This window comes from Rhodococcus sp. Chr-9, from assembly GCF_000801125.1.
Lineage (GTDB): Bacteria > Actinomycetota > Actinomycetes > Mycobacteriales > Mycobacteriaceae > Rhodococcus > Rhodococcus pyridinivorans.
Map to the genome: position 1 here is coordinate 1 of NZ_JTIZ01000012.1, position 21,442 is coordinate 21,442.

At 66.1% G+C, this 21,442-nt stretch carries 21 protein-coding genes and 1 pseudogene; 12 read left to right on the forward strand and 10 right to left on the reverse strand.

All coding sequences use genetic code 11. From position 1 onward, the window contains the following. On the reverse strand, positions 1 to 227 hold a 227-nt coding region (locus QR64_RS27430; protein WP_039583699.1), incomplete at its 3' end, for a hypothetical protein. Positions 228 to 308: 81 nt separating this feature from the next. Beyond that, positions 309 to 1,889, reverse strand: a complete 1,581-nt coding sequence (locus QR64_RS01415) for a long-chain-fatty-acid--CoA ligase (protein ID WP_006554680.1) — start codon at positions 1,887 to 1,889, stop codon at positions 309 to 311. A 232-nt stretch (positions 1,890 to 2,121) separates the two neighbouring features. Between QR64_RS01415 and QR64_RS01420 the strand changes: the two genes are divergently transcribed. The 4 genes and pseudogenes from QR64_RS01420 to QR64_RS26385 all read left to right on the forward strand — a co-directional run. Continuing rightward, positions 2,122 to 3,021, forward strand: a complete 900-nt coding sequence (locus tag QR64_RS01420; RefSeq protein ID WP_039583700.1) for an SMP-30/gluconolactonase/LRE family protein — start codon at positions 2,122 to 2,124, stop codon at positions 3,019 to 3,021. A 2-nt stretch (positions 3,022 to 3,023) separates the two neighbouring features. Next, complete coding sequence (locus QR64_RS01425) at positions 3,024 to 3,998, forward strand: NAD(P)H-dependent flavin oxidoreductase (RefSeq protein WP_170318582.1); 975 nt, start codon at positions 3,024 to 3,026, stop codon at positions 3,996 to 3,998. Between the two features lie 19 nt (positions 3,999 to 4,017). Further along, positions 4,018 to 4,902, forward strand: coding sequence for a crotonase/enoyl-CoA hydratase family protein (locus QR64_RS01430; RefSeq protein ID WP_039583701.1), 885 nt, complete (start codon positions 4,018 to 4,020; stop codon positions 4,900 to 4,902). Positions 4,903 to 5,534: 632 nt separating this feature from the next. Continuing rightward, positions 5,535 to 5,750 (forward strand): annotated as a pseudogene (locus tag QR64_RS26385) (IS3 family transposase); the annotation flags it as partial. A 217-nt stretch (positions 5,751 to 5,967) separates the two neighbouring features. Here QR64_RS26385 and QR64_RS01435 read toward each other — a convergent pair. Both QR64_RS01435 and QR64_RS01440 read right to left on the reverse strand, forming a co-directional pair. Next, positions 5,968 to 6,603, reverse strand: a complete 636-nt coding sequence (locus QR64_RS01435) for an RES family NAD+ phosphorylase (protein WP_006554675.1) — start codon at positions 6,601 to 6,603, stop codon at positions 5,968 to 5,970. A 9-nt stretch (positions 6,604 to 6,612) separates the two neighbouring features. Next, positions 6,613 to 7,230: a hypothetical protein gene (locus QR64_RS01440; protein WP_230826474.1), complete on the reverse strand. Its 618-nt coding sequence runs from the start codon at positions 7,228 to 7,230 to the stop codon at positions 6,613 to 6,615. Positions 7,231 to 8,600: 1,370 nt separating this feature from the next. Between QR64_RS01440 and QR64_RS01445 the strand changes: the two genes are divergently transcribed. Continuing rightward, on the forward strand, positions 8,601 to 9,329 hold the full coding sequence (locus tag QR64_RS01445) for an MOSC domain-containing protein (protein WP_006554673.1): 729 nt from the start codon (positions 8,601 to 8,603) through the stop codon (positions 9,327 to 9,329). Between the two features lie 6 nt (positions 9,330 to 9,335). Here the strand turns inward: QR64_RS01445 and QR64_RS01450 are convergent, their stop codons facing one another. After that, positions 9,336 to 10,769, reverse strand: coding sequence for an acyl-CoA synthetase (locus QR64_RS01450; protein ID WP_200886448.1), 1,434 nt, complete (start codon positions 10,767 to 10,769; stop codon positions 9,336 to 9,338). Between the two features lie 141 nt (positions 10,770 to 10,910). On the opposite strand from QR64_RS01450, the gene QR64_RS01455 reads away from it, so the two are divergent. The 3 genes from QR64_RS01455 to QR64_RS01465 all read left to right on the forward strand — a co-directional run bounded on the left by QR64_RS01455 (position 10,911) and on the right by QR64_RS01465 (position 12,664). Further along, a complete protein-coding gene (locus QR64_RS01455; protein WP_039583705.1) occupies positions 10,911 to 11,648 on the forward strand; it encodes an IclR family transcriptional regulator in 738 nt (245 codons plus the stop codon). A 123-nt stretch (positions 11,649 to 11,771) separates the two neighbouring features. Beyond that, a complete protein-coding gene (locus tag QR64_RS01460; protein WP_039583707.1) occupies positions 11,772 to 12,446 on the forward strand; it encodes a hypothetical protein in 675 nt (224 codons plus the stop codon). Further along, a complete protein-coding gene (locus QR64_RS01465) occupies positions 12,446 to 12,664 on the forward strand; it encodes a helix-turn-helix domain-containing protein (protein WP_039583709.1) in 219 nt (72 codons plus the stop codon). Before QR64_RS01460 ends, QR64_RS01465 begins: the two co-directional genes overlap by 1 nt. Before the next feature lie 100 nt (positions 12,665 to 12,764). Here the strand turns inward: QR64_RS01465 and fahA are convergent, their stop codons facing one another. The 4 genes from fahA to QR64_RS01485 all read right to left on the reverse strand — a co-directional run bounded on the left by fahA (position 12,765) and on the right by QR64_RS01485 (position 16,670). Then, the gene (fahA, locus tag QR64_RS01470; RefSeq protein WP_039583711.1) at positions 12,765 to 13,949 is read right to left on the reverse strand and encodes a fumarylacetoacetase; all 1,185 of its coding nucleotides are present in this window, start codon (positions 13,947 to 13,949) and stop codon (positions 12,765 to 12,767) included. Beyond that, on the reverse strand, positions 13,946 to 14,827 hold the full coding sequence (locus tag QR64_RS01475; RefSeq protein WP_039583712.1) for a hypothetical protein: 882 nt from the start codon (positions 14,825 to 14,827) through the stop codon (positions 13,946 to 13,948). Before QR64_RS01475 ends, fahA begins: the two co-directional genes overlap by 4 nt. Next, on the reverse strand, positions 14,824 to 16,026 hold the full coding sequence (locus QR64_RS01480) for a homogentisate 1,2-dioxygenase (protein ID WP_039583714.1): 1,203 nt from the start codon (positions 16,024 to 16,026) through the stop codon (positions 14,824 to 14,826). Before QR64_RS01480 ends, QR64_RS01475 begins: the two co-directional genes overlap by 4 nt. 116 nt (positions 16,027 to 16,142) lie before the next feature. Further along, positions 16,143 to 16,670, reverse strand: a complete 528-nt coding sequence (locus tag QR64_RS01485) for a MarR family winged helix-turn-helix transcriptional regulator (protein ID WP_039583716.1) — start codon at positions 16,668 to 16,670, stop codon at positions 16,143 to 16,145. A gap of 157 nt (positions 16,671 to 16,827) precedes the next feature. Between QR64_RS01485 and QR64_RS01490 the strand changes: the two genes are divergently transcribed. From QR64_RS01490 to QR64_RS01500, 3 genes are read left to right on the forward strand one after another with little or no spacing between them, the layout of a single operon-like run. Further along, positions 16,828 to 17,478, forward strand: coding sequence for a DedA family protein (locus QR64_RS01490; protein WP_006554664.1), 651 nt, complete (start codon positions 16,828 to 16,830; stop codon positions 17,476 to 17,478). A gap of 9 nt (positions 17,479 to 17,487) precedes the next feature. Beyond that, positions 17,488 to 18,579: a sensor histidine kinase gene (locus QR64_RS01495; protein WP_039583718.1), complete on the forward strand. Its 1,092-nt coding sequence runs from the start codon at positions 17,488 to 17,490 to the stop codon at positions 18,577 to 18,579. Beyond that, a complete protein-coding gene (locus QR64_RS01500; RefSeq protein WP_039583719.1) occupies positions 18,567 to 19,241 on the forward strand; it encodes a response regulator transcription factor in 675 nt (224 codons plus the stop codon). The genes QR64_RS01495 and QR64_RS01500 overlap by 13 nt, the downstream gene beginning before the upstream one ends. A 13-nt stretch (positions 19,242 to 19,254) precedes the next feature. On the opposite strand, the gene QR64_RS01505 is transcribed toward QR64_RS01500, so the two are convergent. Then, the gene (locus QR64_RS01505) at positions 19,255 to 19,659 is read right to left on the reverse strand and encodes a hypothetical protein (protein WP_039583720.1); all 405 of its coding nucleotides are present in this window, start codon (positions 19,657 to 19,659) and stop codon (positions 19,255 to 19,257) included. A 216-nt stretch (positions 19,660 to 19,875) separates the two neighbouring features. On the opposite strand from QR64_RS01505, the gene QR64_RS01510 reads away from it, so the two are divergent. Next, positions 19,876 to 21,381 (forward strand): YhgE/Pip domain-containing protein, encoded by a 1,506-nt coding sequence (locus tag QR64_RS01510; protein ID WP_006554660.1) that lies wholly within the window; start codon positions 19,876 to 19,878, stop codon positions 21,379 to 21,381. The last annotated feature ends 61 nt before the right edge of the window (positions 21,382 to 21,442 follow it).

Genomic DNA, 21,442 nt, shown 5'->3' on the forward strand with positions numbered 1-21,442 from the left:
TCGGCCAACCGATCCAGGACCGGCCGCGCCGCACGCACAAGCTTCGAGTCTGTGGGGGTATCGATGTAGCGCAGACGAGAACCGTCCGAAGCCGCCCCGATGGCACGGCAGCGGCGCCAGGACTGCTCGATCTCCGGCCGCACTCGTGGCGAAGCACTGTCATACCTGTCGGAGTCGTACCTGTCGGAACTGCGATCGTCTACGTGCATGCGAAGCCGCTCGGTCACGTCGTCACCACCTCCAACACCTCACGATCAGTACGAACATTATGTAATAGAGGTCACATGAGCCATGGGTGTCCCAGAACGCTACACCGCAGACTTCTGAGCCCACATCCGGCGTATGCGCACCTTGTCCAATTTGCCCACTGACGTCTTGGGGACCTCGTCTACCCGCACGAACGTGTCGGGGTGCCAGAACTTCGGCAGGGTGACCGCCAAGTGGGCCCGAAGCTGATCATCGGAGACCTCCGCCGTTGTCCGAACCCACGCCACGGGGCGCTCTTGCCAGGTTTCGTGCGGCACCGCGATGACAGCGGCTTCCACCACCGCCGGATGCAGGAGCAGCTGGTTCTCGACCTCGACGGAAGAGATCCATTCTCCTCCGCTCTTGATGAGGTCTTTGACCCGGTCGCGGATCTCCAGCCGGCCGTCCGGGTGGATCACCGCGACGTCGCCGCTGCGCAGCCAGCCGGCGTCGAACGCCTCGGCGGCGCGGTCGTCGTCGAGGTACGTCCCGGTCACCCACGGCGAACGAACCTCCAGCTCGCCGGTGGTGAAGCCATTCCACGGCAGTTCCCGACCCTCTTCGTCGACGACACGCACCTGGAACAACGGCAAGGGTCTGCCTTGGCAATCGGCCGAGTTGCTGAAAGTTCCCATAGGGGAGGTTTCGGTCATCCCCCACCCGTTGACGGTCGCCACTCCCCGCTCCGCCCACCACCTCACCAGCACTGGTGGCAGCACCTGCCCGCCCAACCACATGGTCTGCACACTTCCGAGGTCGTAACGCTCGGGATCGGCATCGAACTGTGCACGCATGAGCGCCGCCACGGCCGGGGCGCCGACGAAGACATCGGGTGTCTGATCTGTGATGATGCGCAGCAACTCCGCGGGCGAGGGGTGCGGCCCGGGGAGGACGAGACGTGCGCCCTGCAGCACCCCCGCGTACGGAACACCCCAACTGTGTACGTGGGACATCTGCGTGGCAAGGAGGTACGAGTGCCGACCGTCGATCGCGACGCCCCCGGAAGCACTGATCGCCATCGCGTGCAGCACCGTACTTCGATGGCTGTACACGACCCCCTTGGGCAGCCCGGTGGTACCCGAGGTGAAACAAATCGACGATGCGGTCGTCTCGTCGAACTCCGGGAATTCCTCGATCGGCACGGCATCGAGCAACAATCCGTCGAACGACCACCAGGTCACCTCTGCAGGTACCGAACACTCGGCCTGCTCGAGATCACCGATGACCACCACATGCCGGATCCGCGGGAGGCGCGGGAGAATCTCGAAGAGAACGGACAACAGATCAGCGTCGATCAGCACAACCTCGTCCTCGGCCTTGTCCATTGTGTAGGCGATGTGCTCGGGTGACATCCGATGGTTGACCGTGTGCAGCACTGCCCCGCACGCAGGAACTGCGTAGTAGGCGACAAGATGCTCGAAGGTGTTCCAGGCCAACGTGGCAACCCTGGTTCCGAACCCGATGCCCAAGTTCTCGAAGGAGCCAGCAAACCGGCGTGCGGTCGCGCCGAGATCACGGTAGGTGAACTCTCGGTCTCCGCGGGTTGCGTCGCACGAGACGCCGACCCGGTCGGCGAAGACGTTCTCAGCACGCCACAGCAGCGAGCTGATCAGCAGTGGACGATCCATCATCGTGGTGAGCATGGCGCATTCCTCCGGATCAGGTGAGCGAGGGTACGACCAGCCTGCACACCAACCCTGGCACCGAACCGTCCGAATTTGCGACAGCGCCCGATGAACTCGTCCGCACTGTTGCGTTGTGGGACACCTCGACCGCCGTGAGGATCCCGAGACTGGAGCCACCTCACCCGCATAGGCGCCCGGCCGACACCGGCCGAGCCCAGCGGGCAACGAGCGCCGGAAGAAAGGTACTCCCATGACAAGTCGTCCAATGACGGAAGTCGCAACAGGATTCACCTACACCGAGGGACCTCGGTGGCACGAGGGCCGACTGTGGTTCGTGGATTTCTACACCCACTCGGTCAATGCCGTGAACGCCGACGGATCCATCGAACAGGTCTGCACCGTCGAACACCAGCCGTCCGGACTCGGATGGCTTCCCGACGGGCGCATGCTCGTCGTCTCGATGAAAGACCGCAAAGTCCTGCGCCGCGAACCCGACGGCTCACTCGTCGAGCACGCCGACATCTCCGAACACTGCCACGGTCACGCCAACGACATGGTGGTCGCCGCGAACGGGCAGGCATACGTCGGCGAGTTCGGATTCGATCTCATGGGAGGAGCCGACCACGAGCACGGCGTTGTCGTCCTCGTCGACACCGACGGCACTTCCCGAGTCGCAGCCGAAGGATTGTCCTTCCCGAACGGCATGTGCATCTCCCCGGACGGAAGAACGCTGTACGTCAACGAACTGTTCGGCAACCGCGTCTCCCGATTCGATATCGAACCGGACGGCACACTCGGCCCCCGTCAGGACTTCGCCTCGTTCGGCGATCTCGGCGACGAGCCGAGCGTGGAGAAGCGGCTTGCAGCGTGCACGATTGCACCTGATGGTCAGGCCCTCGACGCTGAAGGTGCCATCTGGATTGCCGACTGCGTCAACCAACGTGCCGTACGCCTGGCCGAAGGCGGAACCATCCTGGACGAGGTGAGTACGGCTCCGCTGGGAGTGTTCGCGGTCGCGCTCGGTGGCGATGACGGTCGCACACTATTTCTCTCGGTCGCACCGGATTTCGACGAAGCCAAGCGCAGCGCTGCGCGTGAAGCCAAGGTCCTCTCGACGAGAGTCGACGTTCCGCACGCAGGGAGGCCGTGATCGTGCTGCGCACACGTTTCACCGACACTTTCGGGATCGAGCACCCGGTGGTGTGCGGTGGCATGACCGGGGTCGGCACCGCGGAGCTGATCTCCGCGGTGGCCAATGCCGGGGGTTTGGGTTTTCTCACCGCGCTGACGCAACCCACCCCCGAAGCTCTCGTCGCTGAGATCGCCCGGTGCCGGGAAATGACCGATAAGCCGTTCGGTGTCAATCTCACCCTGCTGCCCACCGTCACTCCCGTGCCGTACGACGACTACCGGGCCGCGATCATCGACAGCGGTATCACCATCGTGGAAACCGCCGGCAGCAACCCCCAAGAACATGTGGCGGCGTTCAAAGCCGCCGGGATCAAGGTCATCCACAAAGCGGTAGCGGTCCGGCACGCGATCAAAGCACAGTCCATGGGTGTCGACGCCGTCAGTATCGACGGGTTCGAGTGCGCCGGCCATCCCGGCAACGAGGACATCCCCGGCCTGATCCTCATCCCCGCCGCAGCGCGCGTGCTCGACATCCCGATCATCGCCAGTGGCGGATTCGCCACCGGCGACGGATTGGCCGCAGCACTGGCCCTCGGCGCATCCGCAATCAACATGGGCACCCGGTTCGTGGCCAGCGACGAAGCTCCCGTGCATCCGAACGTCAAGGCCCAGATCGTTGCCAACGACGAACGCCAGACCATCCTCGTGTTCCGAGAGTTCCGTAATACCGCACGTGTGGCCCGCAACTCCATCTCCGAGACGATCGCAGCCCTCTCCGCCCGCCCTGACGCCACGTTCTCCGACGTCGCACACCTCGCCTCCGGGGTACGCGGCCGAACGGAAGTGCTGGAGAAGGGGAACATGGAAGACGGCATGTGGTGGGCAGGTCAATCCCAAGGTCTCATCGATGCCGTGCTTCCCTGCAAGACGATCATCTCGGACATCGTGAGCGATGCCGAAGCCGCCATCCGCAGGATTGCCGCCGACCTCGCCTGACAGGCAGACGGGAGAAGTCATGGAATACACCACCCTTCGCCACGAAGTCGAGGACGGCATCCTCACCGTGGTCCTCAACCGCCCCGACCGTCTCAATGCGTTCACCGTCGAGATGGCCGACGAACTCGAGCACACCTTCGTGTCGGTGAACGACGACGACACGGTCCGGGCCGTGATCGTCACCGGAGCAGGGCGCGCTTTCTGCGCCGGCATGGACCTGTCGAGTGAAGGGAATGTGTTCGGGCTCGACGAGTCGAAACGCCCCACTCTTGCCGACATGAAGAATCTCGACGACCCCGAATTGCGCCGGATCCGCGACACAGGCGGCCGCGTCACCCTCGCAATCCATGCCTGCCGTAAACCGGTGATCGCCGCAATCAACGGCGCGGCCGTCGGAATCGGTGCAACCATGACGCTGGCGATGGACGCGCGCCTGATGTCGACCCGAGCGCGGTTCGGCCTGGTGTTCGGCAAACTCGGAATAGTGCCCGAAGCGTGCTCGACATGGTTCCTTCCTCGGCTCGTCGGCATGCCCACTGCGCTGAATCTGGTCTATAGGGCAGAGATCCTCAACGCCGAGGTCGCATACATCGACGGGTTGGCGCAGGCGCTCCATGAACCCGAGATGTTGCTCAGCGAAGCGCGCGCGTTGGCGAATGCCTGGACCCGCGACCGCTCACCGGTCTCGGTGGCCCTGATGCGCCAGATGCTGCTGCGAAACGCGGCCGCTGCTCACCCCGCAGATGCCCACCGCGTCGATTCGCTGGCCATGTTCTACACCAGCATCGGCGACGGCGCCGAGGGAGTGCAGGCATTCCGCGACAAACGCCCACCCGAGTTCCACGACAAGGCCTCAGCCATGCCGCCATTCTACGAAGAGTGGATCGAGACAACGACGCCGTGAACACCTACTGCATCCCCGCTCCAATCAACCGAACAAAGAAAGTCTCATGAAGCCCACTGTCCTTATGCATGAACTCCGCCAGGAAATCGGACTACCGCTCGGCGACGGCATCCCCGCTGATTCGTCCACATCTCTGATGGTCTCAGCCGATGCTCTGAGCGCGTGGGGCGCAGAGACCGAAGCGGCCGCAACACGCGAGTTGGCAGCGATGCTCCATCAGTGTCGCTGAATACCGAACCTTCCACTTCACCACCTCAGTTCGTGATGATCGGCTCGTGCAGGGCATCGAACTCTCAACGGATCAGGACTGGAGAAGCCCCGCGCCCGGTTGGAGCCACCTTCCCGACCACGGGGAAGGTGACCCGCCGCACTTCGCACGGAATGCGCCCGTGTGCGAGTGTTCGACGTCCCCTACCCGAAACGCGTACTTACATCGGGGCTACTGTCCGTCGGCCGAGGAATCCGTTGAGCCCTTTCCTCACGCTCGCGGTGGGAATGGCGGTTGCGAACCATGCAGCCTCGACAGCGAGTCCTTCGTCGATGGGCACGTTGAGGCCGCGTGCGACTGAGGCTGCCCCCTGGGAGTGGACACCCTGACAGTGGTTCGTAGAAGAACCAGGAGGGATGTTCACATGGGACGTCAGTCTCAGTACACGGAGGAGTTCCGCCGGGACGCCATCGCGTTGTATCGCGCGGGCGGCGGCACCCGCACCTACGCCGCGGTGGCCTCGGACCGGGGCTCAGCGGCCGCATCGGGCGGCGGCAGTGAGACTGCGGCGGACGAGTTGGCGCCTGCGGGCAGAGAACGCCCGGCTGCGCAACTCGGAGAAGGAATGGCAGCTCGAACATGAGATTCTGCGCCGGGCAGCTGCCTATTTCGCGCAGGAGATCTGGCGACGGTGATCGACATCTGTTCGCGTCGAGTGGTGGGGTGGTCGATCGCCGACCGCTCAACATCGGAACCGAGACCAGTCCGCCTCCCTCTACAGCCGGCACGCCACTCGTCATCGGCAGTCTCCCCGCGTTCAGCAGGCGTGTCGGTGATGGCCATGTCTCGCAACCGGATCAGATAACGACATAGCCGAGTTCGTGCGCCGCGGTATCAACGGCATCAGCCAGACCAGGATGCGACAAGGGAAGCGACAGCACAGGACGCTGCGGAAACGCATCGGCAGCACGTTCGACGACCGCCACGGATGTGCTGCCGGCGAACCGGCCACGATAGATGACCCCGTCGAGTCCGGTGTGAGCGCGATGGATCGTGCGGGCCCAATGCTGCGAAAGACGGTGCGGCGCGGAATCGAGAGCATCGTTGCCTCCCACCCGAGTGGCCCATGCACCTCCACCGACACCGGACACGTCGAGCAACCGCAGCACGCGGGTGAAGCGCACACCGGTCAGATAAGGGTCACCGCGATGGCGATCGATCACCCGCGCCGATCGAAACGCTTCCGCCAATGCACCTCGGGGGCTGGACGCGCCGTACCACACGCCGTAGCCGGGATGATCCCCACGCGGGAGCGGATGCTGATCGAACCGCAGGATCGGCCCGAACTCACGCAACGCATTCCACGGGAGAACATGTGAACCGGTCGTACGGTGCACGCGCCACATGATCTCGCTCGGCTGCCACTCGAGTACTTCCTTCGGCAGCAGACCTGCCGCACGAAGCTGCGCGATGGAGGGCGGTGTCGGAAGCATCGCCCCCATCTACGCCGATTCCCACTCGACGGCGGCAAGCACGTCGACCACAATCTCGATCTCTTCAGGTGTGCCTGCGCTGCCGGTCAACCACGCGACGATCGAGACCGGCCGGCCATCGACGACCAATGACGACTGCGGCTGCGTGAGCAATGTCTGCACCGTCAGCGGGTGCAGGTCCTTCGGGATGTGGGGCATGACTTTGTCGAGGTGAGGCACGGCCCCGCTGTCGGTGAACTGCGCCGGAGGCAACAAGCGGTTACGACCGGAGTCGAATGCCCACAGGGTGCCGTCGGCGATTCGTTGCCTGATGCGAGCCGGCGTGACGCCGAGGCGGACTGCAGCGTCTGCAATGGACAACGAGGTCGCGACGAGGTTGGCCATCCGAATATCGCGATCGACTCGCGCAGCCGTGGCAGCGGCGGGACTCGCGGTGAATCCGGCATCGGTGAGCACGCGTGCGTCGTGCTCGGACAGTGCGGGCCCGGCTGGATTCGCCGTATGGAGACTCTTGAGGATCTGCACGAGTTGATCACGGCCGATGTCGACTCCGGTCACTTCACGCAAGGCATCTTCGAAATTGAGGTCGCCTCGCAGATAGCGACTCTCCGTCGTTGCTTCACTCACCACGACCTCCTGATTTGCGATCATTTACGCCCGCAAATACATGCTAGCGAACTCGGCCGGGCAGCTACACCCTGACGAATCCTGTCGATGTAGCACCATCCCGGCAGCCACAAGGACTCTGCACAACGCGTCCCAGCAACCACGGGCCCCCTCCAGCGAGAAACCACGACACCCTGGACCGGGGACGGCGTCGCCAACACCTTCTCGTAGTCGGCCAGCGAAGATCGATCCCTACCTCGATAGGACTGTCGACCAGGGTGATCGCCTCCGCAATGATCCCCCTCGCCGACTCGAGCAGACGGTCGATCAGCCCATAGTGATGCACAGCGTTCGCTCCTCGAGTCGCCGTGCCCCGGAATCGAAGAACTCCGGGGCACAGGGCGAGCAGCTTCGAGGGGTGAGCGGCCTGCCAGGACTCGATCACTCCAGAAACGGAGTTGAATATTCGTCACCGCAGCCCGGTCGAAGGAGCCACAGCCAGACCGCAACATGCGTGTGGGACGTTGGGGACTGCTGCACGATTCGGCGACAGTTTCGGTCACGCAGCCTGTGCGACTGGTGTGGTCATGATGGTTTCGAACTCGACCGGCGTCGATCGGGGGAGAGGCAGGTCCGGGACACCAGCAGGTCGACGGTCACGCCGAGAGGCCGTAATGCTTCGGCGATCTCTTCGAAGTGTTGCGCCGAGCGAGAATATCGGTCGGGGCCATGAGGACCGCCTGAAAGCCGCCTTCGATTACCAGTAACGCAAACGCAGTGGCTGCCAGGACGGGGGCCTTTCCGGCGCCGACGTCTCCCTGCAGCAACCGATTCGTCGGCCGGAGGCGGTCATGTCGGTGTGGATATCGGCTATCACCCGCAGCTGTGCACCTGTGGGTGTACGGCAGGCCGGCCAACCATGCATCGAGCAGTCGCCCGGTGGGCTTGTGGGCGATGCCGACTTCTGCGGCTTGTGCGTTTCGAAGCACTCCGAGGGCAAGCTGCGACCGCAGGAGTTCGTCATAGGCCTGTCGGTCCCGTCCCTTTTCTGCGTGCTGTTTGGATGCGGGGACATGGACAGCGCGTAGCGCGGTCAGCCGCGACGGCAGCTTCCGTTGAGCCAGCAAGGTCGAGGGATTCGGGTCATCCAGCTTCGGGAGTCGGCGGCGTGCATCGACCGCGGCACGGCGCAGCATCCACGTGTCCACCTCATGTTTCTGCGATTGGGGTAGATCGCGAGCAGTGGTGCGGTGGATTCGCTCATCGGTTCCAACAGTGGTGAGGTCATCTGCAATGCGCCGTTGAAGAACATGGCGGAGACTCGGGTGTTTTCGTCCGCGAGTTGGAATCGCACGTAACATTCTCCCCAGTTCCCCGTATGCTCACGAGTCGTGCGTATCGATCAGGTGTGGCGTTATCCGGTGAAATCGTTCGGAGGAGAACGGATCGACGCCGCAGCGATCGAAGCGGACGGTGTGCGCGGCGACCACCTGTGGGCGCTGGTCGACGCCGAAACCGGAAACATCGCGAGTGCGAAGCGTTTCCGACGCTACGGACTGCTGTTGACCTGCTCCGCAAGACTTCTGAACGACGACGACCCCCGCGATCCGGCGGCACTCGAACTCACGCTCGCCGACGGCACGGTGGTGCGCGGCGACGATCCCGAGGTCGACGACCTGCTGTCGAAGCTGCTCGGTCACGACGTGCGGCTCGAACCGCGCGACCGCACCTACGACGAGGCGCCGGTGCATCTCGTCTCCCGCTCCGCGGTCGAAGCGCTCGGCACCGGCGACCCCACCGATGTCGCGTTGCGGCGGTTCCGGCCGCAGTTGGTCGTCGACACTCCGGACACGACCGGTTTCGTGGAGGACGAATGGATCGGCCGACGGGTGTCGGTGGGCTCGGCAGTCCTCGAACCGCACAAGCGCACCGCGCGGTGCGTCATGGTGACGCTCCCCCATCAGGAGGTTCCCGCGCGGCGCGACATGCTGCGTGAGGTGATGACCGCGCATCAGGTGCCCAATGTGCCGGAGGGCAAGCCGATGCCGTGCATCGGTGTCTACGCGACCGTCCCGACTCCCGGCGACATCACCGTCGGCGACGAAGTCCGGATCGGGTAGACCGGGTCACTTCCCGGCGAGGTAGTCCTCGACGAGAAGCTTCTTCTGCACCTTGCCCATGGCGTTGCGCGGAAGAGCGTCGGCGGTACGGATCTCGCGGGGGCGCTTGTGGATCGACAGGGTCTGCGCGACGAAGTCCGAGAGTTCGCCCGGATCACGGAGATCCCCGACGACGTAGGCGACGATCCGCTGTCCGAGATCGTCGTCCGGCACACCCACCACCGCGGCCTCCTGCACGCCGGGATGGTTCAGCAGCGCGTGCTCCACCTCGCCGGCGCCGATCCGGTAGCCGCCGGACTTGATCATGTCGACCGATTCGCGGCCGACGATGCGGTGGAAACCCTGGTCGTCGATCACGGCGATGTCGCCGGTCTTGAACCAGCCGTCCTCGGTCATCGACTCGGCGGTCTTCTCGGGGTTGTTCAGGTAGCCGTCGAACAGGGTCGCGCCGGACACCTCCAACTGGCCGAGGGTTTCGCCGTCGTGCGGCACGAGGTTGCCGGCCTGGTCGCGCAGTCGGGTGGAGACCCCGTCGATCGGCAGACCCACCCAGCCGGGCCGACGCTCACCGTCGTGGCGGGTGCTGATCGTGATGATCGTTTCGCTCATTCCGTACCGCTCGATCGGCGCGGAGCCGGTGAGGGCGAGCATGCGCTCGAAGACCGGCACGGGCAGGGGTGCGCTGCCCGAGACCAGGAGTCGTGCGGACGACAGTGCGCGAGCGGACGATTCGTCGGCGGCGACCCGCGACCACACGGTGGGAACACCGAAGTAGAGCGAACCACCCGCCGCTGCATAGGCTTCGGGCTTCGGTCGCACCGTGTGCACGAGCGACGAGCCCTGCCGGAGCGCACCGACGACGCCGAGGATGAGTCCGTGGACGTGGAACAGCGGAAGTCCGTGGACGAGAGTGTCGTCGGACGTCCAGTTCCACGCCTCGGCGAGGCCGTCGAGGCCGGCCGCCACGGCGGACCGCGAGAGCACGACTCCCTTGGGGGCACCGGTGGTTCCGGAGGTGTACATGATCATTGCGGCGCTGCCCGGGTCCGCCTCGGCGTGCGAGGACGACGAGCGCGCGTTCGCGTCGACCGGGATCGCGGGCAGGGTGACGTCCTCGGGGGCAGTGCCGAGCCACACCTGCGCACCCGAGTCCTTCAGGATGTGCGCGCGTTCGGCCGGACCGGAATCCGGCGGCACCGGCACGGCGGCCACACCGGCCATGAGGCATCCGGTCGTGGCGATCACCGTCTCGATGCTCGCGGTGGCGTCGACAGCGACCCGCGAGGAGCCTGCGACCTCGTCGGCCACCGCGGCGGCAGCCGCGATCAGTTCGGATCGGGTGAGCGAGACGTCTCCGACGCGGACAGCGCTGCGGTCGTCACTGCCTGCTCCGGACTCGGTGAGCGAGGTCAGCAACGGCACGGGCGTGGTGGTGGTCATCGGTGGTGGTCCCTTCTCGACGTCCTGCCGGACGGTGTCGCGCGGTGCACGGTCCATATTGTGGACCAGCGTGCTACGATGCGGTCCGGCTCAACCTATAGCCCGTGCCGCCTGCCGTCAACGACCGCGCGAAAGGTTCCGATGAACAGCGTTCTCACCGCACTCCGCGTGTTCGAGGAGGTCGCGACCACGCAACCGGTCGGGCTGTCGGACCTGAGCAAGCGACTCGACGTCCCCAAGAGCACCGTTCAGCGATGCCTCAAGACCCTCGCCGAAGCCGGCTGGCTGCGCCCCTCGACGACGAACGCCGGGCAGTGGGTCATCACCGGCCGCGCATTCAGCCTGGGCAGCGCGATGTCGTCCGGCGACGACCTGCGCGAGGTCGCACTCCCGGAGCTGAACCGGCTGCAGACCGAGACGGGCGAGACCGTCCATCTCGCCGTGCCGGACGGGAACGAGCTGGTCCTGATCGAGCGACTCGACAGCGCCCATCAGCTGCGCGCCTTCCTCGCCCTCGGCACGCGCCTTCCCCTCCACGCCGCGTCGACCGGCAAGGCCTATCTCGCGTCGCTGCCCGACGAACGGATCGAAGACTTCCTCGCGACCGAACTCCCATCACTGACCGAGCGCACCGTCACCGAACCGGCAGCGCTGCGCGAGGAGATCGCCGAGATCCGCGCCCGCGGGTATGCCGTGACCGAACAAGGGCTGCACGACGGCATCGCCGCCGTCGCCGTCGCGCTGCGTGGGCGCGGTGGCACCGTGCGCGGTTGCTTCAGCATCTCCGGTCCGGCTTCGCGGCTGACACCCGACCTCTTCGCCGACTACGGCGCGAAGGCGCTGGCAGCGCGGGACGCGATCGAGCGTCGCCTACCCTGATCCGCTCCGAGCAGGACTGGCGGGCGCCCCCACCTCTGGACATATCGTTTATCGATAGGTATAACGATTATCGATGATATCGACAATCGATAGCCCCGCCGTCCGGCGAGTTCGGAGACGACCATGAATTCCACCCACGGCACCGACCGCCCCCAGGGCCCGGGCGGCGAACCCGACACGCTCTCCCCCACCGAGACGTCGAAGAAGGACCGCACCGATCTGCGGGCGTCCCTCACCGTCTTCGCGCTGACCTCACTGATCGTGCTCTTCACCTATGTCCGCGACCTCGCGAGCTCCCTCGGCGACGGCATCGTGACCGCGCGGGTCCGGTTCGACGACGCGGCAGCGGCGCCGGTGCTGTCCACCCCGAACGGCGCCGACCTCCAGACCACCTCGACCACGGTGATCGACGTTCCGACCGACACCCTCTCACCCGTCAGCGTCGGCCTCCTCCGCGCCGGGGAGGCGGTACAGACGTTCGGTTACCTGACAGCCCTGGCCCTGCTGAGCTGGATCGTCGTGCGATTCGTCCGGGGCCGATTGTTCGACCGGGGTGTCATCCGGCTCGTGTGGGTCACGTCGATGGTGGCGATCGCGACCATCATCGTCCCGATGATTCCCCGCACGCTGGGCACCAACATGTTGATCCGTGACGTGGACATGAACGAGGTCCTCTCGAACGCGCCTCTCGGACCGGAGTTCTGGTACGCCTACGTCTTCTGCATGGTGATCTCGGCCGTGGGCGTGGTACTGCGGATCGGCAGCCGCATGGCGCGCGACAACGAAGGACTCGTCTGATGCCTCCGGAAACCGAGCATGCCGTCCGGTGTCATCTCGACGAGCTGCTGGCCGATCGGGGCATGACCCTCACCGAATTGGCCGACAAGGTCGGCGTCAGCGTGGTGAACCTGTCGGTACTCAAGAACGGACGCGCCCGCGCGATCCGCTTCTCGACCCTCACCGCCCTGTGCCGCGTACTGGATTGCGCTGTGGGCGAAATTCTTTCGGTCGACTGACCGACCCCGGAAAACAGCGATACCCGGAACCTCGTGGGTTCCGGGCATCGCCGATCGGCCCGGCCGGTGGCGCTCCGGCTGACGCACGGACCTGTTTCCTCTATTCCCCGATCGCGGGAAGAATGCGGGTGCGGACCTCACCGAAGCCGATGCGGGTCCCGTTCGGGCCGGGCGCGGTGGCAGAGATGGCGATCTCGTCGCCGTCCTCGATGAAAGTGCGGGTCTCGTCGCCGACCTGCACGGGTTCTGCTCCGCCCCAGGTGAGTTCGATGAAGGCACCGCGCTGGTCCTTCTCCGGGCCCGAAATGGTGCCGGAGCCGAACAGATCACCGGTGCGAGTCGCGGCACCGTTGACCGAGGTGTGGGCGAGCATCTGCGCCGGCGACCAGTACATCTGCGCGTACGGCGGGCGCGACACGACGTGCCCGTTCCACTCGACCTCGAGATCGATGTCCAGGCCCCACTTCTCGGTGCCCTTCAGGTACGGCAGCGGTTCCGGGTCCTGCACCGGGGTGTCGATGCGGGCCGCCTCGAGCGCGGCGAGCGGAACGACCCACGGCGAGATCGACGTCGCGAAGGACTTGCCGAGGTTCGGGCCCAGCGGCACGTACTCCCACGCCTGGATGTCGCGGGCCGACCAGTCGTTGAGGATGACCGCGCCGAAGCAGTGGTCGGCGAACTCGTCGGGGGTGATCCGCGAACCCATCGGGGAGCCGACACCGACAATGAAGCCCATCTCGGCCTCGATGTCGAGGCGGATCGACGGACCGAAGACCGGCCCAGGATCGTTGGGGCCCTTGCGCTGCCCACACGGCCGCACGATGTCGACGCCCGAGGTCACGACGGTGCTCGACCGGCCGTGGTAGCCGACGGGCAGGTGCTTCCAGTTCGGCATCAGCGGGTCGGGGTTCTGCGGGCGGAACAACCGGCCGAGGTTCGACGCGTGGTTCTCCGACGCATAGAAGTCGACGTAGTCGGCCACCTCGATCGGCAGGTGCATCGTCACGTCGGTGACGGCGAAGACGGCCTCGTCGGCGACGTCACCGGCGACGAGTTCCTTGATCGCAGCGCGGACTTCGTCCCACCGGGCGCGGCCCCGGGCCATGAACGCGTTGAGCGACGGCTCGGCGAAGACGATGTCGTCCTCGAAGACACGGCTCAGGTCGAGGACCGAATCTCCGACGCGGACACCGACGCGGGGTTCGCTGTCGGCCGTGGAGAAGATGCCGTACGGCAGGTTGTCGAGGCCGAAGAGCGAGCCCTCCGGAATGGCGATGGTGGTCATGCGTTCGTTCCTTCGGTGATCGGGGAAACGGTCGAGGGTGCCAGACCGAGGCCGAGCAGATCGTCGAGCGGTTCGGCGATGCTGCAGGTGCCGTACGACAGGAAACGGCGCCGGACCTCTGCGGCCCGGTCGTCGGAGAGGGCGCCGAGGCGGGCGGAGAGCACTGCCCCGTCGCGTTCGGCGAGCACGGAGGCGACCTCGTCGGTGTCGGCTCCGGACAGCACCGCGTCCACTGCGGCCAGCAGGTTCACGAACCCGTGCTGCTCGAAGCCCGTCTTCGGGTCGGTGTTGCGCACCGCGTGGTGCAGACCGGCGGTCGCCTTGAACGGCACACCCGTAGTGACGACCGTGCCGACAGCTGCGGCGAGTTCGGCTTCGTCGGGATACGCCTCCGCGACGATGCCGCCGGTGCGGAACTTGGCCGCGTAGGGCGTGCCGACCATACGGGCGAGGATCTCGGCGCGGCGCTCGTCGCGCGGAACCTCCACGAAGACATCGACATCCGGGCGGCCCACGGAGATCTCGGCGAGTGCCGCGAACAGTTCGTCGACGGATTGCTCTGCGGGGACCGCGATCTCGAGCGCCACCACGGACACCGAGTCCATCGCGTCGACCTGCTCGAGTGCGGGTCGGACGGCGGCGGTGCCGGTCGGTGCGGTCAGGCTCAGGCCCAGCTCGCCGGGATACGGGTGCTGCGTGAGGTGATCTGCGAGTTCACCGAGGCGACCGGCCGGGAAGACGAACGCTCCGACGAGGGGTGCGTGCGCGGACGAGCGGTGTCCGGCGTGGGCGGGGACGGCGACGGGCAGCGGGGCGTTGCCCGGAGGGAACAGCGCCGCGTCGTCGCACAGTCCCGTCAGGAGAGGTCCGAAAGTCATTTCGTCGCTCCTGCATTGCGGTTCCAGCTGCCGGCGTAGGCGGCGTCCTCGCACGCGAGCGCACCCTCACCGAGTTCGAGGGGGCGGAAGGTATCGACCATGACGGCGAGTTCGTCGAAGAACTCCACACCGATGCTGCGCTCGTAGGCGCCCGGCTGCGGGCCGTGCGCGTGACCACCGGGGTGCACCGAGATCGAACCCTGGCCGATACCCGATCCCTTGCGGGCCTCGTAGTCGCCGCCGCAGTAAAACATGACCTCGTCGGAGTCGACATTCGAGTGGTAGTACGGCACCGGCACGGCCAGCGGGTGGTAGTCCACCTTGCGGGGCACGAAGTTGCAGATGACGAAGTTGTTGCCCTCGAACGCCTGGTGCGCCGGCGGCGGCTGGTGGACACGGCCGGTGATCGGCTCGTAGTCGTGGATCGAGAAGGTGTAGGGGTACAGGCAGCCGTCCCAGCCGACCACGTCGAAGGGGTGGTGCGGCATCAGGTAGCGGGTGCCGACGACGCCGTGCGAGGTGCGGTGCTTGACGAGCACCTCGACGTTCTCCTCCTCGACCTGCATCAGTTCGGTCGGGCCGTGCAGGTCGCGCTCGCAGAACGGCGCGTGCTCGAGGAACTGCCCGAACTTCGACAGGTAACGCTTCGGCGGGACGATGTGACTGTTGGCCTCGATGGTGTAGGCGCGCAGCGGTGCGTCGCCCTGGGGCACCCAGCGGTGGGTGGTGGCCATCGGCAGCAGCACGTAGTCGCCGGCCTTCGCCTCGAGCGGGCCGAAGACCGTCTCGACGGTGGCCTCACCGGACTCGACGTAGACCATCTCGTCGCCGACGACGTTGCGGTACAGCGGCGAAGGCTTGGACGACACGACGTACGAGATGCGCACGTCGGCGTTGCCCAGGACCAGACGACGACCGGTCACGACATCCGTCTCGGCCCAGATCGTCTCGGGGAACAGATCGTGCAGCTTCAGGTGCCGCGGCTTGAGCGGGTGATTCGGCGTGGTGGTCTGATCGGGCAGCTTCCACTCGGTGGCGTCGACGATCGCCGAGGGGATGTACCGGTGGTAGAGCAGCGCCGAGTCGGACGAGAAGCCCTCCTCGCCCATGAGCTCTTCGTAGTACAGGTCGCCGTTCTCGTCACGGTGCTGGGTGTGACGCTTCGGCGGGATGACGCCGAGCTGTCGGTAGAACGCCATGATCTGACTCCTCGCGGATCTCGGGCGTGCGAGGGAAGGTCGCTCGCCTGGAAGTAGTAAATACGTTAACTAAACGGAGGGCGTGAGCGCAACCACAGAGAGGTCACGAGGCTGCGTCAGTTGCGTCCGCGCACGTCGAACTGGCTGCGGTTGGTGATCAGCTTGTTCAGGAGCATCACGAGAATCTGCTGCTCGGTGGGGGTGAGCACCTCCACCCAGGCCTCCTCGCGCTCGTTCTGGGCGCGGAAGCTGTCGCGGATCTCCTTCTCCCCCGCCTCGGTGAGCGACAACTGCACCGAACGCGCGTCGTGGCTGACCGGTGTCTTCTCCAAGATTCCCGCTTCGACCAGCGGTTTCGCGAGGTTCGACACCGCGGCGCGGCTCATCCCGGTGAGTCGCGCGGCGACGTTCGGCTCGATCGGGCCGGCAAGCCAGATGACGAACATGAGCCGATAGGCCGACCACGACCGGCCGCGCGGACGGTGAACGGCGGCCTCGAGGTCGTAGGTGACGATGTCCGAGGCCCGGTTGAGCGTGAGCAGAACTTCGGTCGCGCTGCGGTGATGTTGGCCGAACTTGCTGTTCAGACGCTCCTGCGCGAGTTCGACGAAGGACCAGTAGTCGAGGTCGCGGGGTCCGGACATGCGGTCACAGTACCGCAGATCCGGGATAATTCATCCATTTACTATCCGGTGGATAGACCGGAATTCGGCAGGACTGCGGAAAACCACACCCCGAACGCCGCGAAGTCGGCGGAAAACCGCAGCGACCTGCACGTTCGCCGCTCATAGCGTTCCGGACATGAACCTCGCACACACCCTCACGCAGTCCCCCACGGACGAACTCCACGGCCTCGCGGGTCTGTCGCTACAGCTGATGGAGATGCTCGGAGCACCCGGTGCCGGTGTCGCGGTCGCCGCGGAGAACCTCTTCCCGCCGATCCCGAGCGAGGTGATCCTTCCCCTCGCCGGCTTCGCGGCCTCCCGCGGGGAGATCTCCCTCGTCTCGGCCGTCGCGTGGACCACCCTCGGCTCCCTCGTCGGCGCACTGCTGCTCTACCTCGCCGGACGCGCCTTCGGCCGTCAGCGGATGTATGCCGTTGTCGAGCGACTCCCCCTGGTGAACACCTCCGATCTGCGGCGCGGCGAAGAGTGGTTCGCCCGGCACGGCGAGAAGTCGGTGCTCCTCGGCCGGATGGTGCCGCTCGTGCGGAGCGTGATCTCGGTTCCCGCCGGGGTGGAGGCCATGCCCGTCGGTCGGTTCGTCGTCCTGACCGCCCTCGGTAGCGCCCTGTGGAACTCGATCTTCGTACTCGCCGGATACCTCCTCGGTGAGAACTGGGGAGTCGTCGAACCGTATGCCGATGTGCTGCAGAAACTCGTGATCGTCGCGGTGGTCGCAGCAGTGGCGGTGTTCGTCGTCCGCCGTGTCCGATCGATTCGCGCCCGTTAGGGTCGGTCCGTGATCGATCACCTTCGGCGCTCACTCGGGACCTCGGTCCGCGCCGTCGTCGGGCTTCTGCTCGGGATCGTCACCGCGGTGACGGGTGTGGCGGCATCGGCTCGCCGTACCACCGACGGACCGGGTCGCGCGGCCGAACGCGACCGTATTCGTCTCGTGCGATGGTTCGACGCCGAGGCGGTCCGGGATCTTCCGGATCGCGAGCCGACCGGATATTTCCTCGTCCGCCTGGCCTACGGTCCGCTCGTCGGCCTCGTCGTCCTGCTCGTCCTGATCTCCGCGACCGGCTACGGGGGCTGGGCGTTCGTCCTGCTGGCAGGCGGTCGCATCTCCGTCGCCGACGGTCTCGTCTCGCTCCTCGTCGCCGCCGTGATGATCTATCTCTCCGTCCGGATGGCGATGATCGTGGGCCAGTGGGACGTCCGCACAGCCCTGCGGTTGCTCGGCGACGATGCCACGCAGCATCGCCTCCGCGACCTGCAGCGCACCCGCGCCGACGTCGTCACCGCCATCGACGACGAACGCCGGCGGATCGAACGCGCCCTGCACGACGACGTCCAGCAGCGGGCCGTCGCGCTCGCACTCGACGTCGGTCGCGCGCGTCGCACCGCCGAACGCGGCGGCGGGAACCTCGTCGCCGACCTCGACAACGCCGTCGCCCAGGCGCAGGCGTTGCTCACCGAACTGCGCGACGTGGCGTGGCGGATATACCCGGCCGCGCTCGACAAGCACGGAATCGCCGCGGCGCTGGAAGGGTTGTCCGCGCACACCTTCCTCCCCGTCGACCTGGATCTGTCGATCGACCCGGAACCACCACACGATGTCGCGGCAGCCGCGTACTACGTTGCCGCGGAAGGGGTCACGAACTCGACGAAGCACTCCGGCGCCGACAACGTGTCGGTGACCGTCGCGGCGGACGGTCACGTCGTCACGGTCACGGTCGTCGACGACGGATGTGGCGGGGCCGAGATGACGGGCTCCGGGCTGACAGGTCTCGCGCGCCGTGTCGCCGCGCTGGACGGGCAGTTCTCCGTACACAGCCCCCGCGGAGGGCCGACCGTCGTGGAAGCGAGGATCCCGTGCGCATCGTGATAGCCGAGGATTCGACCCTTCTTCGCGAGGGCCTGTCCCGGTTGCTCGCGGACGAAGGCCACGAGGTGGTTGCCGGTGTGGGCAACGCCGTCGAGCTGCGTCACGTCGTCGAGCGCGAGGTGCCCGACCTCGTGTTGCTCGACGTGCGTATGCCACCGACCTACTCGACGGAGGGCATCGACGCGGCGCGGTGCATCAAGGAGGAGCACCCGCAGGTCGCTGTGCTCGTGCTGTCGCAGTACGTCGAGCACCGGAACGCGACCAGCCTGCTCACGAACGGCTGGGGTGGCGTGGGCTATCTGCTCAAGGATCGCGTGTCGGACGTGGGGGCGTTCCTCACCGACCTGGAACGTGTGGCCGCGGGCGGGACGGCCTTCGATCCCGAGGTGGTGCGGCAACTGTTCGCGAGCACCCGCCGCACCGACCCTGTCGCCACCCTCACCGAACGCGAACGCGAGGTGCTCGAGGCCCTCGCCCAGGGGCTGACGAACACCGGCATCGCCGATCGTCTGACCATGTCGGTCAGCGCCGTCGAGAAGCACGTCAATTCGATCTTCGTGAAGCTCGACCTGCCGCGCGAGGCCGACCGTAGTCGGCGGGTACGGGCGGTTCTCCTCTATCTCGAGAGCACAGGCACCCCGAGCTCACGGGACGACCGCTGACGCCCCGTACGGATCAGAAGAGCGGATACACGAAGTGCCCGACGCCTCCGCCGGGTGCGCTCGACCCCGTCACATTCGGAAGGTTCGCGGGCAGACGCTGAAGCTTATGTGGACGGCCTTCGAGGTCGGCCTGCCAGCAATCGGTCGTCACGCCGTGGAAGCCCTGACATACGATGCGGGTGTTCGTGCCGAAGGCCGAGGTCAGCCGCGGCTCGTTCACCAGCGGATTCCAGTAGGCAAGCTCGTCCGGCGTGAGCCAGTTGGCGGGGTCCACGTCGTACACGTAGATCGGACTGTTCGGTTGCTGGACCGGCCACTCGTCCTGCGCCGCCGCGATGCCGGCGCCGCCGAGGACGATCCCTCCTGCCACTGCGGCGACCGCTCCCGCTCGCAGTACCCGCCGAAATCCGTTCGCCATCGTTCCCTCCGCCCATTCTGTCGGATCCGTCCGTCGACCACATCGAAACACGGACCGCGGGGTCCGATACGACAAACCGAGATTGTCGATCTCCGACGCTTTCCGGCAATTCGGGCGGGGAGGACGCCTTCGAGTGACAGATCACGCAACCCGACCTCGCGTGCATTCGAGCACTCGAGCCCTCCAAGAGCACACATCTGTGTGCACAATTGATAGGTGAGTTCAACCCAGTCGACCACCGATCCGCACCACGGCACCCTTCGCAGCCCGCGCTTCTGGCTCGCGCCCTTCGCTGTCGTCGCAGCGATGATGAGTGCCCTGGCCTACTTCTATCTCGGCGCACTCCTCGATCCGAGCGAGAACCTGAGACAGTTCCCGATGGCCATCGTCAATCAGGACGTCGGCGATGTGCTGCCCGGATCGGACGAGCGACAGAACTTCGGCGACCAGATCACCGAGGGCATCCTCGACGGCATCGATCCCGAGGAGATCGACCTCCGACGGATGGGAATCTCGGCCGCCAACCAGGGCCTCGACGACGGCAGCCTGTACGGAGCGATCGTCATCCCGAGCGACTTCACCAAACGCATCTCGATCCTCGCGCAGGCCTCGGTCGTTCCCGGTGACATCGAGAAGCCGATCATCACCCTCTACACGAATCCCCGGACGGGCGCGTTCGCGACGGGCATCGTCACGACGATCGGCGACCGCGCGCTGACCCAGGTGAACGACACGGTCGGGCAGCAGCTGACCGAGACCGTCACCGCGACGCTCGCAGAGTCGGCACCCGACCTGCAATTGTCCGGAGCTTCCAGCCTCGTCCTGACCCAGCCGATCGATGCACTCACCGTCGAGCACAAGCCGCTGCCCGACGGGACGGGCGCCGGCCTGTCCGCCTTCTTCTACACCCTGCTGCTGATCCTGGCCGGCTTCACCGGCGCCACGATCATCAACGCGGTCGTCGACAGCGCCCTCGGTTTCGTGCCCACCGAATACGGCCCCCTCTACATCGCGCGGGAGACCACCCGGATGTCGCGCCTGCAGGTGCTGGCACTCAAGTGGGGCATCACGGTGGTCATGTCGTTGATCGTCTCGGCGTTGTATGTGTGGATCGCCACCGCACTCGGCATGCCGGCGCCGCGCGCGCTGCTGCTGTGGGAGTACGGGGCGCTCGCGATCTCGGCCGTGGGCATCACGTCCCTCGCGGTGATGTCGATTTTCGGCGCGGCGGGCCTGCTGGTGAACCTGATCGTGTTCATCGTGCTCGGCCTGCCGTCGTCCGGTGGCACCATTCCGATCGAGGCCACCCCGCGGATGTTCGAATGGTTGTCGACCTTCGAGCCGATGCACCAGATCTATCTCGCGGTGCGGTCCATCCTCTACTTCGACGGACGACCCGACGCCGGGCTCGGCCACGGCGTGACGATGACGATCGTCGGCGTCGTGTTCGGTCTCGTCGTCGGCGCCCTGGTGACGTGGATCTACGACCGTGTCGGTTTCCACCGGGCCGCGGACGCACCCGTGCGTCTGCCCTGGCGGCCGTCGCGACAGCAGGTTCGGGATTCTGCGGTCGCGACCGACACGGTTCGTTCGAACGACAGCGTGGACGCCGGTGAGGACGATCGTGACGATACGGGCGAATCCTCCGGCAGCTCCGAGCATGCAGGCGAAAGCGACGGGCCCACGAACGAAATGGGGGACCCCGCCGCGCGTCGGGGGTAGCGGCGGAGTCCCTCCACTACCACGGTAGTGGCGGTTCTCGCGGGGATCGCTCTCGATACGG

Coding starts and splice junctions, on each gene's coding strand:
- QR64_RS01415 (WP_006554680.1), bottom strand. CDS start 1,889: ATGCTCACCACGATGATGGATCGTCCACTGCTGATCAGCTCGCTGCTG.
- QR64_RS01420 (WP_039583700.1), top strand. CDS start 2,122: ATGACAAGTCGTCCAATGACGGAAGTCGCAACAGGATTCACCTACACC.
- QR64_RS01430 (WP_039583701.1), top strand. CDS start 4,018: ATGGAATACACCACCCTTCGCCACGAAGTCGAGGACGGCATCCTCACC.
- QR64_RS01435 (WP_006554675.1), bottom strand. CDS start 6,603: ATGCTTCCGACACCGCCCTCCATCGCGCAGCTTCGTGCGGCAGGTCTG.
- QR64_RS01450 (WP_200886448.1), bottom strand. CDS start 10,769: ATGACCACCACCACGCCCGTGCCGTTGCTGACCTCGCTCACCGAGTCC.
- QR64_RS01455 (WP_039583705.1), top strand. CDS start 10,911: ATGAACAGCGTTCTCACCGCACTCCGCGTGTTCGAGGAGGTCGCGACC.
- QR64_RS01460 (WP_039583707.1), top strand. CDS start 11,772: ATGAATTCCACCCACGGCACCGACCGCCCCCAGGGCCCGGGCGGCGAA.
- QR64_RS01465 (WP_039583709.1), top strand. CDS start 12,446: ATGCCTCCGGAAACCGAGCATGCCGTCCGGTGTCATCTCGACGAGCTG.
- fahA (WP_039583711.1), bottom strand. CDS start 13,949: ATGACCACCATCGCCATTCCGGAGGGCTCGCTCTTCGGCCTCGACAAC.
- QR64_RS01475 (WP_039583712.1), bottom strand. CDS start 14,827: ATGACTTTCGGACCTCTCCTGACGGGACTGTGCGACGACGCGGCGCTG.
- QR64_RS01480 (WP_039583714.1), bottom strand. CDS start 16,026: ATGGCGTTCTACCGACAGCTCGGCGTCATCCCGCCGAAGCGTCACACC.
- QR64_RS01485 (WP_039583716.1), bottom strand. CDS start 16,670: ATGTCCGGACCCCGCGACCTCGACTACTGGTCCTTCGTCGAACTCGCG.
- QR64_RS01490 (WP_006554664.1), top strand. CDS start 16,828: ATGAACCTCGCACACACCCTCACGCAGTCCCCCACGGACGAACTCCAC.
- QR64_RS01505 (WP_039583720.1), bottom strand. CDS start 19,659: ATGGCGAACGGATTTCGGCGGGTACTGCGAGCGGGAGCGGTCGCCGCA.